16 protein-coding genes are annotated in these 21,279 nt (G+C 56.8%); 14 read left to right on the forward strand and 2 right to left on the reverse strand.

The features are described from left to right. Window positions 1–634 precede the first annotated feature (634 nt). A complete protein-coding gene (locus QFZ94_RS42675; RefSeq protein WP_429464033.1) occupies window positions 635–1,567 on the reverse strand; it encodes a LysR family transcriptional regulator in 933 nt (310 codons plus the stop codon). A gap of 655 nt (window positions 1,568–2,222) precedes the next feature. Between QFZ94_RS42675 and QFZ94_RS42680 the strand changes: the two genes are divergently transcribed. Further along, entirely contained in the window at window positions 2,223–2,936 is a 714-nt protein-coding gene (locus QFZ94_RS42680) for a hypothetical protein (RefSeq protein ID WP_368587013.1), read from the forward strand. A 626-nt stretch (window positions 2,937–3,562) separates the two neighbouring features. Next, on the forward strand, window positions 3,563–4,882 hold the full coding sequence (locus QFZ94_RS42685; RefSeq protein ID WP_429464035.1) for an ATP-grasp domain-containing protein: 1,320 nt from the start codon (window positions 3,563–3,565) through the stop codon (window positions 4,880–4,882). On the opposite strand, the gene QFZ94_RS42690 is transcribed toward QFZ94_RS42685, so the two are convergent. Next, window positions 4,879–5,787, reverse strand: a complete 909-nt coding sequence (locus QFZ94_RS42690; protein WP_429464036.1) for a LysR family transcriptional regulator — start codon at window positions 5,785–5,787, stop codon at window positions 4,879–4,881. The two genes, QFZ94_RS42685 and QFZ94_RS42690, sit on opposite strands and share 4 nt — an antisense overlap. A gap of 226 nt (window positions 5,788–6,013) precedes the next feature. Here QFZ94_RS42690 and nodB point away from each other — a divergent pair, with 226 nt between their 5' ends. The 12 genes from nodB to QFZ94_RS42750 all read left to right on the forward strand — a co-directional run bounded on the left by nodB (window position 6,014) and on the right by QFZ94_RS42750 (window position 21,243). After that, window positions 6,014–6,691, forward strand: coding sequence for a chitooligosaccharide deacetylase NodB (nodB, locus tag QFZ94_RS42695; RefSeq protein ID WP_410851683.1), 678 nt, complete (start codon window positions 6,014–6,016; stop codon window positions 6,689–6,691). A 421-nt stretch (window positions 6,692–7,112) separates the two neighbouring features. Continuing rightward, the gene (gene nodC, locus QFZ94_RS42700; RefSeq protein WP_429464038.1) at window positions 7,113–8,456 is read left to right on the forward strand and encodes a chitooligosaccharide synthase NodC; all 1,344 of its coding nucleotides are present in this window, start codon (window positions 7,113–7,115) and stop codon (window positions 8,454–8,456) included. A 55-nt stretch (window positions 8,457–8,511) separates the two neighbouring features. Then, on the forward strand, window positions 8,512–9,426 hold the full coding sequence (nodI, locus tag QFZ94_RS42705) for a nodulation factor ABC transporter ATP-binding protein NodI (protein WP_375792177.1): 915 nt from the start codon (window positions 8,512–8,514) through the stop codon (window positions 9,424–9,426). A gap of 2 nt (window positions 9,427–9,428) precedes the next feature. Beyond that, a complete protein-coding gene (locus QFZ94_RS42710) occupies window positions 9,429–10,217 on the forward strand; it encodes an ABC transporter permease (RefSeq protein ID WP_368587017.1) in 789 nt (262 codons plus the stop codon). Between the two features lie 90 nt (window positions 10,218–10,307). Continuing rightward, on the forward strand, window positions 10,308–11,060 hold the full coding sequence (locus tag QFZ94_RS42715; protein WP_429464039.1) for a sulfotransferase: 753 nt from the start codon (window positions 10,308–10,310) through the stop codon (window positions 11,058–11,060). A gap of 221 nt (window positions 11,061–11,281) precedes the next feature. After that, complete coding sequence (locus tag QFZ94_RS42720) at window positions 11,282–11,872, forward strand: NodA family N-acyltransferase (RefSeq protein WP_410851680.1); 591 nt, start codon at window positions 11,282–11,284, stop codon at window positions 11,870–11,872. Between the two features lie 110 nt (window positions 11,873–11,982). Further along, the gene (gene nodS, locus QFZ94_RS42725; protein ID WP_311733526.1) at window positions 11,983–12,588 is read left to right on the forward strand and encodes a nodulation methyltransferase NodS; all 606 of its coding nucleotides are present in this window, start codon (window positions 11,983–11,985) and stop codon (window positions 12,586–12,588) included. Window positions 12,589–12,601: 13 nt separating this feature from the next. Then, window positions 12,602–14,350, forward strand: coding sequence for a nodulation protein NodU (gene nodU / locus QFZ94_RS42730; protein WP_429464042.1), 1,749 nt, complete (start codon window positions 12,602–12,604; stop codon window positions 14,348–14,350). A gap of 181 nt (window positions 14,351–14,531) precedes the next feature. Then, entirely contained in the window at window positions 14,532–15,128 is a 597-nt protein-coding gene (cysC, locus tag QFZ94_RS42735) for an adenylyl-sulfate kinase (RefSeq protein ID WP_035491029.1), read from the forward strand. A 217-nt stretch (window positions 15,129–15,345) separates the two neighbouring features. Continuing rightward, on the forward strand, window positions 15,346–16,938 hold the full coding sequence (locus tag QFZ94_RS42740; protein ID WP_429464044.1) for an efflux transporter outer membrane subunit: 1,593 nt from the start codon (window positions 15,346–15,348) through the stop codon (window positions 16,936–16,938). A 94-nt stretch (window positions 16,939–17,032) separates the two neighbouring features. Continuing rightward, window positions 17,033–18,184, forward strand: a complete 1,152-nt coding sequence (locus QFZ94_RS42745) for an efflux RND transporter periplasmic adaptor subunit (protein ID WP_429464045.1) — start codon at window positions 17,033–17,035, stop codon at window positions 18,182–18,184. An 11-nt stretch (window positions 18,185–18,195) separates the two neighbouring features. Continuing rightward, window positions 18,196–21,243, forward strand: coding sequence for an efflux RND transporter permease subunit (locus QFZ94_RS42750; RefSeq protein WP_429464047.1), 3,048 nt, complete (start codon window positions 18,196–18,198; stop codon window positions 21,241–21,243). Window positions 21,244–21,279 lie beyond the last annotated feature (36 nt).

The raw sequence follows: 21,279 nt of genomic DNA on the forward strand, positions 1-21,279 counted from the left end.
ATGCCGCTGTGCTCAGGCATCGCCAAACTCGACAAAAATGACAAAATCGCAGCAATGGCGTCGGGAAGCTGCAAACAGAGGCAACGGGGCCCCTCCGTTCGCGGCTAGCATACTAACCAAAAAAGACGTAGGTTTCACGACAAATTCGGGTCAACGGCAACCCGCACCGTCAGTCGAGGTTCCTAGTCTCGGTCGAACGCTGCCAGCGTTGAAGGAAGGCAGAAGCGGTTTCGGTATATGAAATTCAAATCGTAAGTGCCATAGGCCTCAAATGGCAGTTCAGGTTGCATTGCACCACGCAGACGCAACTCCGCGCGAGTCCTTCCAAAATGCTGTGAGAGCAGTTCAGCAGCTTGCTCGAGTGCATCCGCCCAGTTGTTCGTCGTTTCTTTTTTAGCGCGCGATCCAATGCAACGTTACACGCCTGCAACCGGTCGACACCTATGTCATTCCGCATCGAGGCCCGATGTTTCTCGATGACATAAGTCAAACGCCACTCAGTGGGCTCGTGAATTCCCAAAGCAACGCTGCCTGCCCGCGTCAGCGTCGGGGCTGCTCATCGAAAATACCCGGCAGCAACCGTTTTGACGCGCCGAAATATCATCTCTTCGACGCGACCACTGCGCGACGTCACCTAAACCTGACCACGCGTTGGCATCGCCGGCTGCTCTGCCGTGAACATTCCGTGCTCTGCCGAGCTCAGCTGCAGCGAGCGAAAGAGGAACCGTTGAAGTGCGGTAGCTGCGGATGTTCGGTCGTTCCAGTTCTCTTGAGTGAACAGACCGAATTCCGCCACTGGCGGCATCGGCAACCCGACAGCTTGCGGATCGATCGCGTGCATGGTGTCGCGGCGCACGTGCCAGTCGAGCAGCACTGCAATACCGAGTCCTGCCTCAACGGCCGACTGCACCGCCGACAGACTCGTGCTCGTACACGCAACACGCCACGCGATGCCGGCGTCGAGCAACGTCGCGAAAAAAATCTCCTGCCACCGGCATGCGCCGCCGAATGCAACAATCGGAAGCGGGCCCTCGCCAAGGTCCGTGTTCCGGGTACGTGCGGCCGCCCAGCGAAGCGGATGCCGCCATGTCACTATCGGCTCCGAGTGAATCAGCGCAGGGTCGCCGATCGCGAAATCTAGTGTGTTGCTTGCGAGCCGCTGCGATAACGCCGGGCTCGCATCGACAACAATCTCCAGCGCTACGTCCGGATAGAGAGCCGAGAACTGCCGCAATGCATGGCGAAGGTGGCTCATTGCGATGTCTTCCGGAATGCCGACCCTCACCGTGCCAGAAACGTCGCCCTCAGTCAGGGCGGAGCGAGCCGCGAGGCCAATGTCGAGGAGCTTGTGCGCATATGGCAGTAGCACGCTGCCCGCGGTGGTCGGCTTTACGCCGCGCGGTGAACGTTCGAGCAAGCGGTGGCCAACCTCATCTTCGAGCCGCCGAAGGGCCATGCTGACAGCAGCCTGTGTCCGATGGAGAGCCATCGCAGCATTGCTCACGCTGCCGGCTTCTACAACCGTCACGAACGTACGCAGCAGCGTGCTGTCGAGATCGCGAATCATCAATTTCCCTCATGCAGACATAAAGATTATCAGCTTATACCACGCATACCCCTGCGGTTAATATCCTACCGTCACGAGTCAGGGAACATGGATGCGAAAAAAGTTGCACGAGAAACACGCCGAATACGCATTGCGGGGAATACCCGAGTCGCTGGCCCAGCCGGCCCCTCGAGCTTCGCCGTGTACCTGATCGAACAGCCGCCACCGAACTGGCCAATGCTCCTTCCAGTGAAGGAGCAATACTGCAGAAAAGCACAGCTTGACGTTGTGGCCTCCAGTCATCTCGTGCCCACGTCATGGCGCTCCTCGATGAGGAGTTCTAGGCACGCCGGGCTATCTGAGCCCGGATACGACCACTTAACTGCTTAGCAAACAATAGGTTGAAGCATTGCGTTCAGCAGGTTGCACGAACCCTCTCTCGCTATGCTAGCCGAAAAAAATGCCCAAGAATGTTTGACAGTGCTGCCCTCTCATCGCACGACCGCCGCAGTCGCGGTTCGAGTCTAGAAGCTCTAGGAACTCCCGCGAGCCTGATGTACGCATCGAAGTTTCCCGCAGGAACGCGTCAAGGTGCCCGGCTGATCTCCTCGACGCGTTTATAGCAGCCCGGTTCGCTCGTTTCTTTGCCCTTTTTCAATTTCTAACCGGAGGTCACATGAGTACAGCCAACGATCGCACTTATTTTGAGCAAGTCGCTCAACAAGCTGTGGAACAGATGTTCGCAACTTCGCCCGAAACCGCAGCGTTCCACCGTGGCGACTGGATCGACAGTGAGTACTATCGCCGCCACCTCGTAGAAACTGTATTGCGAATCCGACTCAATAACGAGGTCGACGCGTTCGCACTCTACAAAATCGGCTCCAAGGACAACACGCTCGCACAGATCCTCGCGCAATACTTGGCAGAAGGATACGGGCATGAGGGGAAATTCCTCCACGACCTTAAGAAATTCGGCTTATCTGCCAATGACGTCGACCGGGTTGCCCCCCTCCACAGCACCGACAAACTGATCGGCTACCTCTATCTGAGCATTGGTCGCAACGGTCCGCTGCCGACGATGGTCTGGAACTGGCTGCTCGAATGGTACACCAATCGCTACAGCAAGAGCATTACAGAAGCCGCCGCGCGGGCGTTCGGCCACGATCACGTTAAAGGTTCGCTCGACCACATTCAGTACGCGGAATCGCACAAGCACTATGACATCATTTGGATTGCCCTTCAGCGGGCAATAGGCGGCTGGGGCAGCATTGAGAGCGCGGAAATGTATCTCCGCAACTTCGTCGGCCTGATCCACGAATATTTCGATGAGTTGCGTGTGACGACCGTGCCCCGGACGGAAAGCATAACCTCGCGGGAAGCAGCCACATGACCGCCGTCATCTTGGTTGCGCCAGCGTCATCCGGTACCGCAGTTTTCGCCGCCACAGCTCGTCAAGGTATCGCCGCCCTTGCATTTGCGCGTGCCGCGACCCTTCGACTGCGAGCGTCTGTTGCGTCCTTCGCGGTGGTGGGCGCTGCGCTCGGTGTCTTCCCATGCACAGGCGAGTCACCGTGGACAGTTCAGCGCTCGCGGAGATTGCCGGGCAGCAGCGTAATGGACACATATACCCACTGGTTAAACTAAACAAGTCGATCTTGTTGTCGAAACTGATGATACGCGGCCATATTTGCAATCCAAACCCACGCAGCTCCGGCAATGCGAACGTGGCGATGCGACGTGCCTGACAATCGTACGGTTCGTCAAATCCTTATCAGCGGACTTCGCCGGCGGCGCCGAAGTGGCGAGTGTGCGCCACAATCCGGTCTCAAAGGAGACGAAGCTCCCACGCCCACCCGTCCTCCACTATCGCGAGACTGACTGCTCTCTTAAACCCCTACCAGACATGTCCGGTTCACCGCCGCAGATCGCCCCGACGCCGGGCCCGGACATCGCCAAAACGCTCTGTGCGCTCAAATTTGATCAAGCCGAAAAAATATCTGAACAAGTTGCTTCCACATGAAAGCCAATCATCCTGCTAAGGGTAACCGCATAGTCGTGCTTAACCGGTGGTCCGACGGTTTCGCTGCCTATCAGCGCTACATTGATCATGCGGCGAACAAGATCGCATACGTCTGCACGCCCAACAGTGTCGCCGCGCTTGACACCTCTCGCATTGCACACGTCGAACAGCTATCTGACATCCTCGATGAAGAAGCGCTGCATGCGGCGGTGCGCGCCTGTAGTTCAGCGCTCGGCGGCATCGACAGGCTAGTCGCCTTATCCGAATTCGACCTTTTAGCGGCCGCGCGACTGCGCAATTCGTTCAATATCCCCGGCGACCTTCCCGAGACAGTCGTGCGCTTTCGAAATAAGGCCGTTACGACGAATACTATCGCCGCAGCTGGCCTGCGTGTACCGCGGTTTGCAGCCCTGGAAGATCTGGTCGTTGCCAAGGCGGCGACTACCACTGTGATGCGTTTTCCGATAATCGTGAAACCGCGATCAGGTACGGCGAACATAGGGTCACGGCGCATCGAGACCCGTCCTGAGTTCGATGCACTGTGGCCGACACTACCGCTTGCCGAGTACGATTGCGAGGAGTACATCGACGGTCCGGTTTATCACGTTGACGGCTTCCTTCTGAATAGCACATTGGTTATCGCGCGCGCGTCTCGCTACATCAGCACTTATGTGCAGTTCGCTCAAGGTAAACCACTCGGCTCGGTGATGCTCGACCCAAGTCCTCTAAATGAGGCGCTAACCGCATTCTCCGTAAAGTGTCTGCGCGCCCTGGATTTCAGAAATGGGCCATTCCATCTTGAGATAGTCCGGGGCTGCGATGGATTGTATTTCCTTAAGGTTGGTGCCCGCGTCGGCGAAGGAGAAATCCCATTCCTCTTTCACGATCTGTACGGTGTTGACCTGTTCGCCCTCTGGGCCGCGCAGCAGTCAGGTGACAAGGCGCGGTTAGCCACTCAGGTGCAAGCAGCGCTAGACGCGTCGGCATCGTCCGCCCGCGGTGGATTCCTCATGTTGCCGGAGCCAGTGGGCAAAGTATTCGTCGATGCAAAATTGCTACGAGAGATCCCCGCGCTTTACGAGGCGGTTTTCCCCAAGCCACGTCATTTCTTCGACGGCACCGGCGGCTACGCCACCCTCCTCGCGCGCTTCCGCTACCGCGCTGCATCGGAGCACGAAATAGCCACAGGAATTCACACGACATTAGACAATTTCCAATACACGCTCGCCGAGATTGCCGCGCCCCCCTTCACTGCGGAGCCAGCGGCTCCAATGGTTCATCCCGGAAGGCATTCCCCGCCGCTTCTGCCTTGCTAGACGTAGTTTCGCGCCTCCTCCAGCAGGAGCTCTCGCATCCAGATGCTCGCAGGATCCCCGTTATGCAGGGAAGGCCATTGGATCGCTTCAGTGAAACAGGAAAGTGGCAACGGGACGTCGACGATCCGCAGCGGGGCGACTTCCGCGAAATACTTTGCTAACCTCAGAGGAATCGTAGCGATACGGTTAGTATGAAGCAGGACTCGCGGGATCAAGTCGAAGGTAGGCACGATAACCTCTTCGCGCCTCTTGAGACCTAGATCGAGTAAGAAGAACTCCTCGATCGAAGGTCTCCGTGCACGTCCAAACCTCACTGTTACGTGTCCCATCGACATGTACTTCTCGAGCGGCAGGCGGCGGGACAACTGTTTGTTCGTCGGACAGCCTACACACACGAGCTTCTCCTCAAAGAGCGGTGCTTTAGGATGAGCATCAGCCAACAACAGCTCCGGCAGGATCAAAAAATCGGCGTCCCCACGCCGAAGCAGCTCACCCGGGTCGTCATCAGGGAAAAGCAATTCGAAACCAACCGAAGGAGCCTCGCGCGCTACCCGCTCAATGACATTCTGAAAATAGACCAGCGTCATAAAGTCGGACAGGCACACCCTGAAGCGGCGATTCGACTTGTCCGGTCGAAACACGTCCCGCGAGATGATCGAAAGCTGGATGTGCGATAGGGCTTCCCGAACAGGTCCAGCGAGCTCCGTCGCTCGCGCAGTGGGGACGAACTCACGACCTCTCATTACAAACAGGTCGTCGCCGAAATAATCGCGTAGTCGAGCAACGGCGGCGCTCATGGCAGGCTGGCTCAAATTGACGCTTTGCGCCGCAGCCGTCAAGTTGCGCTGCGTCATCAGCGCATCCAGCGCGACGAGAAGATTCAGATCAAGGCCTTTGAATCGCATGTTCCGGTATCCGCCTTATGGATGAGACATATCGAAACAATCGATTGTACAAATTATTTGCGATAACGCAAAGTTGCGACCATTCAAATGGAATAGGGAACGTCGAAGCCCGTCTATCGTAGTACTGATTGATCCGCAAAATCCCGCATAGTGATCCGCAGTTGGCGATCGAACCTATCGGCAGATCGAACGATACAAGGCATGCGTCCGACGCGATGGAAAGGCTATGAACCACCCAGACTATTTGACAGAAGTGCGCAGCGACAGTGATTGTGCCGATCTTCGCCCTAAGGTTTACCTTACATTTGATGACGGACCTCATCCAGTATGGACGCCGAAAATACTTGACATATTGGCATATGAGCAAGCGGCGGCAACTTTCTGTGTCATCGGCGCATACGCAGCGGAGTATCCAGAACTGATCAAACGGATCGCCGCAGAAGGTCATGAACTCGCTAACCACACCATGACACATCCAGACCTTTCGAAATGTGAGCCGGACCTAGTTCGCCGTGAAATATGGGAGGCGGATGCGCTTATCAAGGAGACGTGTCCTGCGGCAAAAGTGACGTATATCCGGGCGCCATACGGAATCTGGACGAAAGACGCAATCGGGGAAACGGGGAAGGCTGGATTGATCGCGCTTCACTGGTCAGTAGACCCGCGGGATTGGTCTCAACCGGGTGTCAATGTGATTGTTGATGCGGTGATGGCATCAGTCCGGCCAGGCTCGATTGTGCTGTTGCATGATGGAAGCCCCCCCGGAGAGTCAAACTCCGATGTTCACACGACATCCCGCAGACAAACGACCGAGGCTCTCTCGCGTCTAATTCCTGCATTGAAGGCGCGCAAGTTCGTGATTAGTCGACTTCCTGATCGTCGATCCAAAACACTGGCCGAATGAGTACACATCTGTAACCACTAGCCTGCTTGGACTATTGGCTAGCCACTCATTGCAAACGGTTCCCCATAGTCACATCGAGAGATCGTGCACGATTCTGGCGGACAATCAAACGAAGATGTCAGGAAAAACTGACCCGTGAAAAAGGATCCACTGATATAACTTTCCGTGTCCGCCGATGGAGGTGTTGTTGCTCACCTCGATACCATGGAACGCATTGGAGGAGGTTATTAGTCGGTCGAAAGCGACAGATTAATACGATTAGGCGGTACGCGACAGCACCCAGTCAACTCTTCCTGTCTACGGTATCGCAGTTTCACGCAGGGTCTGTCGTCGATGTGATCACGCCAAGCAGGCGTATTGACGGATCCTAGCAGGCCTGTAATCAGATCGTTTTTTGACACCACTTAGCAAACTGACCTCGATGAACATTCCTGCCGCCATCAATACGACCTCCGTTTTATTGTACGCACTTCTTTCTGCCGTTTATAAGACAGCGCAGGTTCTACATACCCTACCCGCCCCAGCTGAGCATAGCAACCAATCTGCCACGAATTTTCTTCCCGACGTCGACGTCATCGTTCCGTGCTTCAACGAAAACCCCGATACTCTGCGCGCGTGTCTCGCCTCTATCGCAACGCAGGAATACTCAGGGGCTTTAAAAATCCACGTGGTCGATGACGGATCCGCCAACCGCGATGCGTTGGAACCCGTTTATCGCGACTACGAGCACGATCCAAGATTCAATTTTGTTCTTCTTCCCCAAAACGTGGGAAAACGCAAGGCCCAGATCGCCGCAATACGGGCTTCATCCGCAGAACTCATACTCAACGTCGATTCCGACACGACCTTGGCGCCGGACGTTATAAGCCAACTCATACTGACAATGAGCGATGCAGAGGTCGGCGCCGCCATGGGTCAATTGACCGCCAGCAATCGCAACGATACGTGGTTGACCCGTCTGATTGATATGGAATACTGGCTCGCGTGTAACGAGGAGCGCGCAGCTCAGGCCCGGTTCGGCGCCGTGATGTGCTGCTGCGGGCCGTGCGCGATATATCGCCGCTCCGCGCTTCTCTTGCTGCTCGACCAGTACGAAACACAGATGTTCCGGGGAAAGCGAAGCGATTTTGGGGAGGATCGTCATCTAACAATTCTCATGCTGGCCGCGGGCTACCGAACAGAGTACGTTCCAAATGCGATCGCTTCGACCGTCGTTCCAGACAGACTCGGGCCGTATCTTCGCCAACAATTGCGCTGGGCGCGAAGCACATATCGCGACACGCTGTTGGCGCTACGCCTTTTACCCCGCCTAGATCGGTATCTTACGCTGGACGTCATTGCGCAGAATGCAGGCTCCCTATTGCTCGCGATCGCAATGCTCTCCGGCTTTTTACAGATCGCATTGACAGAGACGGCCCCATGGAAGGCGTGCTTCGTGATCGCGTCAATGAGTATGCTCCGCTGCTCCGTGGCAGCTATGCGCTCTCGTGAGCTTCGATTTCTTGGGTTCTCCGCGCACACGCTGGTCAACCTACTGTTCCTACTACCTGTTAAGGCGTACGCCTTGTGTACACTCAGCAACAGCAACTGGCTGTCCCGCGGCGTGGCCGCCGGCGGTTGTAGCGCACACGTCGACCCGCCGGGGCACGACACTGAAACGGACACCACTATATCCACAAATGGCGAGGCTCAGCGTGACAAGCACCGTCGACACTGGGATGAGCAGGCATTAACGGAATCTGATGACGTTTTCCGAAACAGATGATCGTGTTCGTCACGAGATCTTCCTGAAGAGAACAACCATTTGGATTTCCATGTCAATGCCAACTGCAGCAATCACGTTTACAGGTGTCAACAAGTCCTACGGCGGGAAGCTCGCTGTCAATGGACTGTCCTTCCACGTAGAGCCGGGCGAGTGTTTCGGCCTTTTGGGGCCTAACGGCGCAGGCAAGAGCACGACCGCGCGGATGGTCCTCGGGATGGCGCTACCTGACGCGGGTACGATCACAGTCCTCGGAGAGCCTGTGCCTGGACGCGCGCGACGGGCACGTGCACGAATTGGCGTCGTTCCGCAATTCGATAATCTTGAACCCGGGTTCACAGTGCGTGAGAACCTAGAGATATTCGGGAGCTACTTTGGCATGAGCGCAGGTGAGATCTCGGTTGTGATTCCCTCTTTGCTCGAATTCGCGCGACTGGAAAGCAAGGCTGATGCGCGCGTTATCGAATTATCAGGCGGCATGAAACGGCGTCTGACGCTCGCTCGCGCGCTCATCAACGACCCCCAACTACTTGTAATGGACGAGCCCGCGACGGGCCTTGATCCACATGCGCGCCACCTCATCTGGGAACGCCTGCGCTTGCTACTCGCGCGCGGCAAAACAATTCTTCTCACCACTCATTTCATGGAAGAAGCGGAGCGACTGTGCAACCGTCTCTGTGTGATTGACGAAGGGCGCAGCATTGCCGAAGGTACTCCTAGTGCGCTGATCGAAGAGCAGATTGGGAGCCAAGTGATTGAGATATATGGCGGCAATTCACATGAACTGCGGCCGTTACTCGAGCCCTACACACAGCGAACCGAAGTGAGCGGCGAAGCATTGTTTTGCTATGCCGCTGATCCTGAGCAGGTGCGTTTGCAGTTGCGGGGGCATGCGGGTCTGCGCATTCTCCAACGCCCCGCCAACCTGGAAGACGTGTTTTTGCGGCTAACCGGCCGCGAAATGAAGGATTAGTGATGCGTGATGTATTCATGATAACTCTGCCCGGCAACGCGCTGAACTGGCACACGGTATGGCACCGCAACTACCTTGCATGGAGGAAATCTGCGCTTGTGTCGCTCCTCGGGAACCTTGCGGATCCGATGATGTACCTGTTTGGTCTTGGCCTAGGTGTGGGAATAATGATAGGCCGCGTCGACGGCACGTCATACATCGCCTTCTTGGCCGCTGGAATGGTTGCGACGAGTGCAATGACTTCTGCCACCTTTGAGACGATTTATGCGGCCTTCTCGCGAATGCATACTCAGCGCATGTGGGAAGCGGTGTTATGCACTCAACTCACGATTGGCGACGTCGTTCTAGGTGAACTTTCATGGGCGGCCACAAAAGCCCTTCTTGCCGGCGCTGCGGTGATGGTGGTTGCTGCGGTCCTAGGCTATGCGGCGCTGCCGAGTATCATCTATGTCATGCCCGTCGTCGTTCTCACTGGACTCGCCTTCGCGAGTCTGGCTATGGTGCTCGTCGCCATCGCGCCCAGTTACGACTATTTCATTTTTTACCAAACCCTTGTTCTGACGCCCATGTTGTTCCTGAGCGGCGTCGTCTTCCCGATCGGTCATCTCCCCGGTGCTCTTCGGCAAATTGCGAGATTCCTTCCGCTGACACATTCCGTTGAGCTGATCCGCCCAGCGATGCTGGCACGGCCTGTCGCTAGTATCAGCCTTCACGTGGCTGCGCTTTGCGTCTACGCAGTACTGCCGTTCTTTTTATCGGCGGTTCTACTTCGCCGCCGCCTAATGTCGTGACGATTTTGGCAATCAATCCGAGCCCACGAGCTTCGCAACGGACCATCTGCGCAGCACTCACACCCTCTTTCAACCCGTTAGATGAACGCCATGACATACCCCATGCAGACAACTGAGCCATTTGCGATCGTGGGGATGCCGAGGAGCGGCACTCACTACTTGGAAGAATTGCTGAATGCGCATCCGAACGTGTCAAGCAATGGTGAGTTGCTCAATCCGTATGACCCAATCTGGCCCGATCGCGCCCGGCTTTTGCGTAGCGATCGCGAACTGCTCGAGCTAGCCTATCTGCACCATCCGACCATGACCGGGAATCCCCATTTGACACACGTCGGTTGCAAGATCAACCAGCCTCAGTTTAACGAACGTCCCGGGTTTTTCGAGACGCTGGCCGCGTGGCCACGTTTGAAGGTACTGCTCGTGATTCGACGAAACACGTTGGAATCGTTTCGTTCTTTGGTGCAAGCAAGACAAAGCGGTCAGTGGCTAAAATACGGTCCGGACAACGACGACTCACGTCCGCCTCCGCAAGTCATGTTGAAAATCGAAGACTGTGAGGCTTACTTTAAAGCCGCGGACGATTTCCACCACTTAATTCTGAGCTCGTTTTCACCGTCGAGCGTGCTCACTATCGACTATGAAACTCTTCGGGACGATCCGGCCTCAAGTCTGAAGGCGGTCTCAGCCTTTCTCGGCATCTCGAATCACCCTTGCTCTGAAAACACATCTCTTAGACGTCAGGAAGTTCGATCGCTGCGGCAGACGGTACTTAACTTCGAAGAGTTGAGGCGTCACTTCGAGGGCAGTCGATACGATAGCTTTTTCGAAGCTCAAGGGGGCTGATCGGCCCGCCAAACATCAAGATTTCCCCGATAGCTTTCAATTGTCTAGCTTTTGAAGAGCATTGGCTTTATCGACTCGCAAACTCGGGTTTAGCGGTCCGCAGCCTAGCTAAACTAATTCTTGCGTTCCGAACAGCAGATGAACCCGATGTGTATGGCCCACTGTTCCGGTTCTGTGTTCAGCGAATGGCGTATGAACATATTCTTATAAGGTGACTTCAAATGGCCTCAACTGTGCAATGGAGACTGTGTTGGGAAAATGAGCTAGGGCTCTCGGACCACATAGAATTGTCCGAGTTCTTTCGGGCAACGTATGGACCAACTGGATCTTTTAACGCGAAACCTTTCGAGGGCAGCCGGAGTTGGGCTGGTGCGCGGCCCGAACTCCGTGCGATTGCCTACGATTCGCAAGGGGTGGCGGCTCACATGGGCTCGCTGCGCCGGTTCATCAAGGTTGGCACGGTCGATGTTCTTGTAGCCGAACTGGGACTTTACGGAGTTCGTCCGGATCTCGAAGGACTCGGCATCAGCCATTCGATCCGCGCGATGTATCCGGCACTGCAGGGCCTTCGGGTTCCTTTCGCATTCGGCACGGTGCGCCATGAGTTGAAGAACCATATCGCGAGGTTGTGTCGGCATGGATTGGGAATGGTCGTCTCGGGCGTGCGGGTGCGGTCAACTCTGGCCGACGTTCGTCTAGATTTGCCCCCGACACGCACTGAAGACGTCCTTGCGGTAATCATGCCGATTGGTAGCTCGATGAGCCAGTGGCCGGAGGGGAGTGCAATCGAGCGCAATGGTCCGGAGCTATGAAGGCTGGCGCTTCACCACAGAAGGCGGTGGAGCCGACGCCCCCATGCAATTGTCCTTATAGTAAACCGCTATCGAGGTATGTGAACTTGACACATGTAGCGAACTTCGACTTGCTGCTTCGGGAATTGAACTCCAACGATCCGTGGCGGCTGGACAGTAACCCGTTCGAATTCGAGCGCCACAGGCAAATGCTTCGATTGTCACTTGCCGAGGGCATCGTCACAGATGCACTTGAAGTCGGATGTGCGGGCGGGGCGTTCACGGAAAAGCTGGCGCCTCACTGTCGACGGCTCACCGTCATCGATGTAGTTCCAGAAGCGATCGCGCGAACACGCGCACGGCTAATGGAACCGGCCAATATCACTTGGATCGTATCAGACATCCAGCGCTTTTCGGCTCCGGAAAAGTTCGATCTGATCGTTGTCGCGGAGGTTCTTTATTACCTCGGAAGCATCGCCGAGGTACGGGCCACTGTGCAGAGCTTGGCGCGCATGCTTGCGCCCAACGGGCAGTTGGTATTCGGATCGGCTGTTGACGCCAATTGCCGGCGGTGGGGCCACATCGCCGGGGCGGAAACGGTGCTCGAAATGCTACGGGAAGAGCTGACCGAGGTCGAGCGCGTGCAGTGCATCGGGCGGTCGTCCAATGAGGATTGCATGCTCGCGCGCTTCCGGAGCCCGATGGATTTTCCAAATCAACCGAATTGCCTCCGTTAGAGCGGGAGATACTATGCGCATCTGCGGCATCAAACTGACACACGATGGAGCCATCGCTGTTGTGGAGGATGGAAAGCTCCTTTTTTGCATCGAACAGGAGAAGCGGGACAATAACCCGCGATATCAGGAAATCGGGAATCTTGACGTAGTTGCAACAGTGCTGAGCGAACACGGGCTGCTTGTCGATGACATCGATCAGTTTGTAATTGATGGCTGGGACGGCGAGATAGAGTCGGAATTTCGCACTCTCAGCGGCCGTACGCCTGTGATCTTGAAAGGTGCTCCCTATATCGAACGCAGAGCCGACGATCTCCTCCATCCGCTCGAACGCACCGGCCTGTTAATCGGCGAACAATCGTATGCGTATCAGAGCTACCCTCATGTTTCGGGCCATGTCGCGTCCGCGTACTGCACCAGTCCGTTCGCGATAAGCGGGGAGCCTGCATACTGCCTAGTCTGGGATGGCGGCATGGTCCCAAGACTGTACTATGTGCGACCGGACGAAGCACGCCTCGTCAATTGCCTGTTCCCAGTTATCGGCCAAATGTACGCGGCGGCTGGACATCATTTCGGGCCCTACAAGAAGGCGAGCGGCGCTGACTGGGACCTGGGCGTGGCAGGCAAGCTTATGGCATTTATCGCGCTCGGGTCGGTCGACGAAGGCATCATTGCAGTCTTTCGGGATCTTTATGAGCAACGCTTTGCCGGCGACACCGAACTTGCGCAAGAATACCGCGAGAATGTCCGCATACCAGAAAAATCTCTCGCAGCTACACGCGACTTTTTCCAAGAATGCGTTCCACAATTGGAGGCCAAGCCTGAAGAAGACATACTTGCATCCTTTCACGTATTCCTCGAGCGTCTTCTGGTTCAAGGAATGGAAGCAGCGCTCTCACGCCATCCGATTTTCGAGCCGCGGAACTTGTGCATCTCTGGGGGATGCGGTCTCAACATCAAATGGAACAGCGCACTACGTGAGAGTCGTCTTTTTGACGCAATCTGGATTCCGCCTTTTCCGAACGATAGTGGGTCTGCGATTGGCGCCGCTTGCTGCTCGATGGCAGCGAACAAAGGCTTCCTGCCGTTGGAATGGTCGATCTATAGCGGGCCAGCAGTGAAAACTGGTGACGTGCCGCCCGGATGGACAACGTCCCCTTGCTCCATTGCACAACTCGCCGGCGTACTCGCTGAAAATAAACCCGTCGTCTTCCTAGCCGGCAGGGCAGAGTTGGGACCCCGAGCGTTGGGTGCCCGAAGCATTCTCGCTGCTGCGACGTCCCCTGCGATGAAGGACTTCCTCAACGCGGTGAAGCATCGGGAGCATTTTCGTCCGGTGGCACCAATATGTCTTGAAGATCGGGCGGTTGCCGTCTTTTGTCCCGGTACTCCAGACCCCTACATGCTGTTCGATCATCAGACCCGCGAGGAATGGCGGGAGAGGATCCCCGCCGTAGTGCATCTCGACGGATCGGCTCGGTTGCAAACCATTGCAAGAACTTCCGCGCATCCCGTGGCGCAACTCCTGATTGAATACGAAAGACTCACTGGCGTTCCTTTGCTATGTAACACCAGTGCCAACTATCATGGACGTGGCTTCTTTCCGGACGCTGCTTCAGCCTGCGAGTGGGGAGGTGTCGAACATGTATGGTGCGACGGTCTTTTATTGAGCAAGGCATGTAGCACTGGCCTGCCATCGTCAATCGACGAACCAGGTTCTGGTGGCCAGTTTGAGCGGGCCGTAGGCGCACCGCTCGGGGCGTGACTTGAATGAGTGCGCCAGGGACTTTCTTTCACGGACGAACTGCACAGACAGCGGCAGCATCCCTCAATGTCAAGATTTTTTATATTGCCATACCGATGCCCCACCACACTGCTCCGACCCTGCGATGCAGAGCGGACGCCTTTGCTTCCAACAGCGGTTTCACCCCCTATCGTAGACAAATATGAAGAAGACCTCCGTTTCAGATCTTCATGTGCACGGCTTCCGGATTCAGCCGGAGTCGAGAGGACGATTGCTCCGGCAAACGCCCGCCATCCTGTGGTTCACGGGGCTGTCGGCAGCTGGAAAGTCGGCGATTGCCGACAAGGTCGAGGCACTACTGCATGCGTCCGGCCAACTCACCTACATTCTCGATGGAGACTCTATCAGGCTCGGTCTATGCAAGGATCTCGGCTTTGCGGATGCGGATCGCCACGAGAACGTGCGGCGCGTGGCCGAAATTGCAAAATTGATGGCTGACGCGGGGCTCGTTGTGCTGGTGTGCCTCATTTCGCCGTTCCGTCGCGATCGGGAACTCGCCAGATCTACCGCGGGTAGGCACCGTTTCGCCGAAATCCACGTTCACGCTAGTTTGGCCGTAGCCGAAGCTCGCGATCCCAAGGGACTGTATCGGCTTGCGAGAACTGGCGCCATACAGCATTTCACCGGCATCGACTCGCCGTATGAACAGCCGACGGTCCCGGACGTATTCATCGACACATGTTCGAAGTCCATCGATGAAGGCGCGGACCTTGTGGTGAAGTGGCTCAATAGCCGCTAGTTGGAGCGAGACGAGTGTGGGCACGCCGCAAAACTGGACTCGATAAACCGATGTCCATGGCGGACGAGCGGCTCGATCGACGCCAATTGTCGGAGCGGGCGAAACGTCGACACTCGCATGTTGCATACCCTCCTTCCAGCGAACCCGGTGCCAGGGAGGTGAGTTTCTTCAACCACCCATCTGATTGCACTGCGCTCACGCGGACCAAGGTAGACAGATGATTGATTACGGCAATCTCAATTGCTATCGCGGACGATCGCGGTCTCGGTTGCGCGACTCAGCGTTGCTTCCGGCAGCAAATCAGCCTCTCGGCCGTGCCGCATCGATCACTGTCTTGCTTTCACTAGTCTATTCACTTTCCGGCTGCACAGTCGGCCCCGAATATCGCACTCCCGCGCCGCCCGCGACCGACAGCTATACACCGAAGGCCCTACCCGAACACACGGTTTCGTCGCCCGGTGCGACGGGTCTTGCGCAGCAGTTCAAGGCTGGCGGCGAGCTGCCTGCACAATGGTGGACCCTTTACCGTTGCGAGCCCCTCGACGCGCTGATACGCGACGCCCTCTCAAATAGCCCGAATATCGCTGCAGCCAGCGCGGCGCTGCGCCAGGCGAGCGAAAATCTGCGTGCGCAAACAGGGATCGATCTATATCCCACCATCGATGTGAAGCTCAATGCTACTCGCGAAAAGCTCAATGGCACGACGCTAGGCCAGCCCAGCCTGAACAGAATACTAAGTCTGTACAACGCATCAGTGAACGTTTCCTACAACCTGGATCTCTTCGGGGCTGCACGCCACGAACTCGAGGCGCTGGGCGCGCAGGTCGACTTCCAGAATTTGCAGCTACAGGGCACATACCTGGCGCTGTCAGCGAACATCGTCACCGCTGCGGTCAGGGAAGCTTCCCTCCGCGAGCAGATTGACGCGACCGAGCGTATCGCCGCGGATGAGGAGACTCAGCTCGGTGTATTGCGTAAGCAACTTGAGTTCGGCGGGGTGGGTCGCGTGGCTGTGCTCTCGCAGGAAACGTTGCTCGCACAAACGCGCGCTACCCTGCCGCCACTGCGGCAGTCTCTCGATCGGGCGCGACATCAGCTTGCCGTGCTCGCGGGTAAACCGCCTAGCGATAACAGCGTTCCCGAGTTCAGGCTGTCGATGTTCACCCTACCGCAGACCTTACCCGTCGCCCTCCCTTCGTCGCTCGTCCGTCAACGTCCGGACATCCTGGCTGCGGAAGCCCTGCTGCGTCAGGCGAGCGCCCAGGTCGGCGTCGCAACCGCGAACATGTATCCGCAGCTTACGCTGTCCGCAAACTACGGCCCGCAATCATTCACGCCAGCGGGCATGCTGAAGTACGCGGACATGATCTGGAACATCGGCGCGGGGCTCACGCAGCCGATCTTTAACGGAGGCCAACTGAGCGCTAAAAAGCGCGCGGCGGAAGCCGCCTTCGATGAGGCCAACGGGCAATACAGGCAAACGATACTGCTTGCATTCGAAGATGTCGCGGATACGCTCCGCGCACTCGATCACGATGCAGCCGCACTCGCCGCGCAAACCGAAGCGTGGCGTGCAGCCAGCAGCTCGCTCGAGCTGACGCGTGGCCAGTTTCGTGCCGGCGGTGTCAGTTATCTAGCTCTGCTCGATGCGCAGCGTCAATACCAGCAGACCATCGTCAATCTCACCCAGGCGCGCGCTGCACGCTACGCAGACACGGCCGCATTGTTCGAAGCACTGGGTGGCGGCTGGTGGAGCGACGCGGCCAGGTTCCAGACAGGACAGGCGGACTCCGATATCAACCCGCAGTGAACCCTCTTTCTGCTTGCCGCGCCCCGCATGGTTTCCAATGCTGCGCGTCCAAAGGGATCTGTTCCATATCAGTTTGCCGTGCAAGGACACGACGATGACGACAAATAAACCAACAGCAAAACGGATGATCACCATGCTGATCTGCATGGGCGTTCTGCTTGGCGCGCTGATCGGTTTCAACCTGTACAAGGCGCATATGATCCGGAAACTCATGGCACACAATGCGGTGCCGGCTGCTACCGTCACGTCCGCCGTCGTGAGCTATCAGATATGGCAGCCACAGCTTGCCGCTGTGGGCAGCCTGCGTGCCGTGCGCGGTGTCGACGTGACGACTGAAGTGGCTGGACTCGTTCGCGAGATCGCATTCAAGTCTGGCGAGGAAGTCAAGGCTGGACAGGTGCTCGTGCGTCTGAACGACCGCTCGGACCGCGCGCAGCTCGCCTCGCTAAGAGCTGCCGCCGAGCTCTCGCAAACCGTCTATAACCGCGACACGGCACAGTACGACATTCAGGCGATTGCCAGGGCGCAAGTGGATGCTGATGCCGCCGACCTGAGAAGCAAACGAGCACAAGTCGAACAGCAGGCCGCACTAGTCGAGAAAAAAACGATTCGCGCGCCTTTCGCGGGACGCGTGGGCATCACGACAGTCAATCCAGGCCAGTACGTCAATCCGGGAGACGCCATCGTTACGTTGCAAGCTATTGACCCCATCTACGTCGACTTTCACCTGCCCCAGCAGGAACTCGGTCAACTGCAGGTGGGACAGAGCGTCGCCGTAGCTACAAGTGCATTCGTGAGCCGCGGCTTCGTGGGCAAGATCCACGCTATCAACCCGCGCCTCGACAGCACGACGCGCAACGTGGAGGTCGAAGCGGCCCTCGACAACCGCGAGCGCAAACTGTTGCCGGGGATGTACGCTAGCGTAAAAGTCGATGTTGGTCACGAGCAGCGCTACCTGACACTGCCGCAAACGGCAATCACTTACAATCCCTACGGGGCAACAGTTTTCGTCATCAAACCGGGCGAGCATAAGGACGCACGCGGCAAAACGATGCCCGTTGCGCAACAAATCTTCGTAACGCCAGGACCCACGCGCGGCGATCAGGTTGCGATCCTGAAGGGCTTAGACGAAGGCGCACTAGTGGTGACGAGCGGCCAACTCAAGCTGAAGAACGGCACACCGCTCGTAATCGACAATCGCGTGTTGCCGGCAGATAGTCCTGCTCCGACGCCCCAAGAACAATAAGAGTTCCTCAGATGGATTTCACCGACATCTTTATCAAACGGCCGGTCCTCGCGTCCGTGGTAAGCCTGTTCATCCTCGTGCTGGGCTTACGTTCCCTGTCGACACTTAAGGTTAGCGAATATCCCCAGACCGGCACTGGCGTCGTTACCATCACCACCTCGTACTATGGCGCTAGCGCCGAGACGATGGCCGGCTTCGTTACTCAGCCGCTCGAAGCCGCGATCGCACAGGTGCAAGGCATCGATTACATGTCGTCGAAGAGTAGCACGAGTGTCTCAAGTATCACCGCGACTCTCCGCCTGAACTACGATCCGAACCGCGCGCTAACAGAGATCAACACCCAAATCGCGTCTATGCGGAACCAGTTGCCACCCCAAGCGCAACAGCCAGTGTTGACGATTCAGGTCGGCCAGACTACTGACACGATGTATATGGGCTTCTACAGCGATGTCCTGCCAAGCAACAACGTCACGGACTATCTGCTGCGCGTTGTCAAGCCGAAGCTCGATTCAATTCAGGGCGTGCAAACCGCAGAGGTTCTCGGCGGCCGTCAGTTCGCGTTGCGCGCGTGGCTTGATTCCACCAGGCTCGCAGCGCACAACGTCACGGCTTCTGACGTCTACACCGCACTCGGCAACAACAACTATCTGGCGACGCTCGGAGCAACCAAAGGCCAGATGACCAGCGTCAGTCTAAACGCTGGTACCGATCTGCATTCCGTCGAAGACTTCAGGAAGCTGGTTATCAAGCAGAAGGACGGCGCGATCGTGCGCCTAGAGGATGTCGCCAATGTTGTATTGGGTGCGGACAACTACGACTCCAATGTCGCTTTTAGTGGAAAACGCTCGGTGTTCATTGGGATCAAGGTAGCGCCCGACGCGAACCTGCTCGAAGTAGCGAAACGCGTCAAAGCTGTGTTCCCTGATCTGCAGAAGCAGCTCCCCACGGGGGTGTCGAGCGACATCGTCTATGATGCCACGGACTTTATCGAGACTGCCATCGACGAAGTGGTGAAGACGCTCGTCGAGGCACTACTGATCGTAACGCTAGTGATTTACCTGTTCTTCGGCAGCTTCCGCGCGGTGATAGTGCCCTTGTTCGCGATGCCGCTGTCTCTGATCGGCACATTCTTCATGATGCAGTTGCTCGGCTACTCCATTAATCTACTGACGCTGCTCGCGCTGGTGCTCGCGGTCGGACTCGTGGTCGATGACGCGATCATCGTGGTTGAGAATTTCGACCGACACCTGACGACCCGGGGCAAGCGTCCCTTCGATGCCGCGCTCATCGCCGCGCGCGAACTCAGTGGCCCGATACTCGCAATGACTGTTGTGTTGATTGCCGTCTATCTCCCCATTGGCTTCCAGGGCGGACTGACGGGCGCACTGTTCACGGAGTTCGCATTTACACTGGCAAGCGCGGTCACTATGTCGGGCGTGGTCGCGCTAAGCCTATCGCCAATGATGTGCTCGCGACTCTTTCATCACGAGCAGCAACCCGGACGCTTCAACCGTTTCGTCCATCAGCAGTTTGAGAAAGTGCATCGGGGTTACATGCGGCTCCTGCGCTCGATACTGGACACATGGACCGTATTCGTCGTGATGGGTGCAATACTGTTATGCGGGACCATCTATTTATTTGCGACGTCACAGTCCGAACTCGCCCCCCAGGAGGACCAAGGCATCGTACTGTCGCTGATCCAGGGACCACCCAATGCGACGATTCAACAGATGCAGATGTATGCCGACCAGGTTTTCCAGATATCTAAGCAATTGCCCGAGTATGCGCAGATGTTTCAGTTGACAGGCGCGCCGACATTGAATCAGGGCTTCGGCGGCGTGCTCTTCACGACATGGGACAGGCGAAAGAGAGGTGCCTCCGAGTTGCAACAGGAGCTTCAACACAAGTGGAATGGCATCGCCGGCGCGCGAGTTGCTGCTTTCCAGCTTCCACCCCTGCCCGGTGCGCAAGGCTTCCCGGTGCAGTTCGTGATCAACACGACTGAGCCTTTCGATAACCTTAACGAAGTAACCCAAGCGGTTTTGCAACAGGCGCGCGAAAGCGGCATGTTCCTCTTTGTCGACTGCGACCTAAAGATCGACAAGCCCGAGACCGTTCTGATGGTTGACCGCGACAAGGTCGCCTCGCTCGGCCTTACGCAAAGCGACATGGGACAGGCGCTCGGAGCTGCGCTCGGTGGGAACTACGCGAATTATTTCTCGGTCGCCGGCCGTTCTTACAAGGTGATTCCACAACTTCAGCAGGTCGACCGAATGAACCCATCGCAGCTATTAGACTACAACCTGCGCACTTCCGACGGCAGTATGATCCCTGCTTCGACTGTCTCGCATCTGAAGTCGACGGTTGTGCCCGAATCCATCAACCATTTTCAGCAAATGAATTCGGCAACGATCTCGGCCGTAGTCGCACCCGGCGTTTCGCAGGGCGAAGTACTCGAGTTCCTGCGCAACGCCACAACCCGCGTCGCTCCCTCAGGATACAACATGGACTATTCCGGACTTTCGCGCCAATTCATGCAGGAGTCGGGCGGCTTCCTAATCACTCTGATGTTGGCAGCGGTCATTGTGTTCCTTGCACTCGCGGCGCAGTTTGAAAGCTTCCGCGATCCCATCGTCATTCTGGTATCAGTGCCGTTGGCGTTGTTCGGTGCGCTGATCTTCATTAACATCGGCGTTTCCACGCTCAACATCTACACGCAAGTCGGACTGGTCACACTCATGGGGCTTATCAGCAAGCATGGCATTCTCATCGTGCAGTTCGCGAATGAGTTACAGCGTTCAGGCCGCAGCAAGCGCGAAGCTCTTGAAGAAGCGGCAGGCGCGCGCCTGCGCCCGATCGTCATGACTACAGCCGCCATGGTGCTTGGTGTTCTGCCGTTAGTGATTGCGTCCGGCGCTGGCGCGGCAGGGCGCAACGCGATCGGGCTGGTAATATTCACGGGACTGTCGATCGGCACTCTGTTCACACTGTTCGTTGTCCCGTCGATGTACATGTTGTTAGGTGCAGAACATCACGAGAAGACAACAGCAATGACGTGACCGCCATCAACTGTGCAATTTTTCGTGCACTCCTCG

The sequence above is a fragment of the Paraburkholderia sp. JPY465 genome (assembly GCF_050436725.1).
Classification (GTDB): domain Bacteria; phylum Pseudomonadota; class Gammaproteobacteria; order Burkholderiales; family Burkholderiaceae; genus Paraburkholderia; species Paraburkholderia youngii.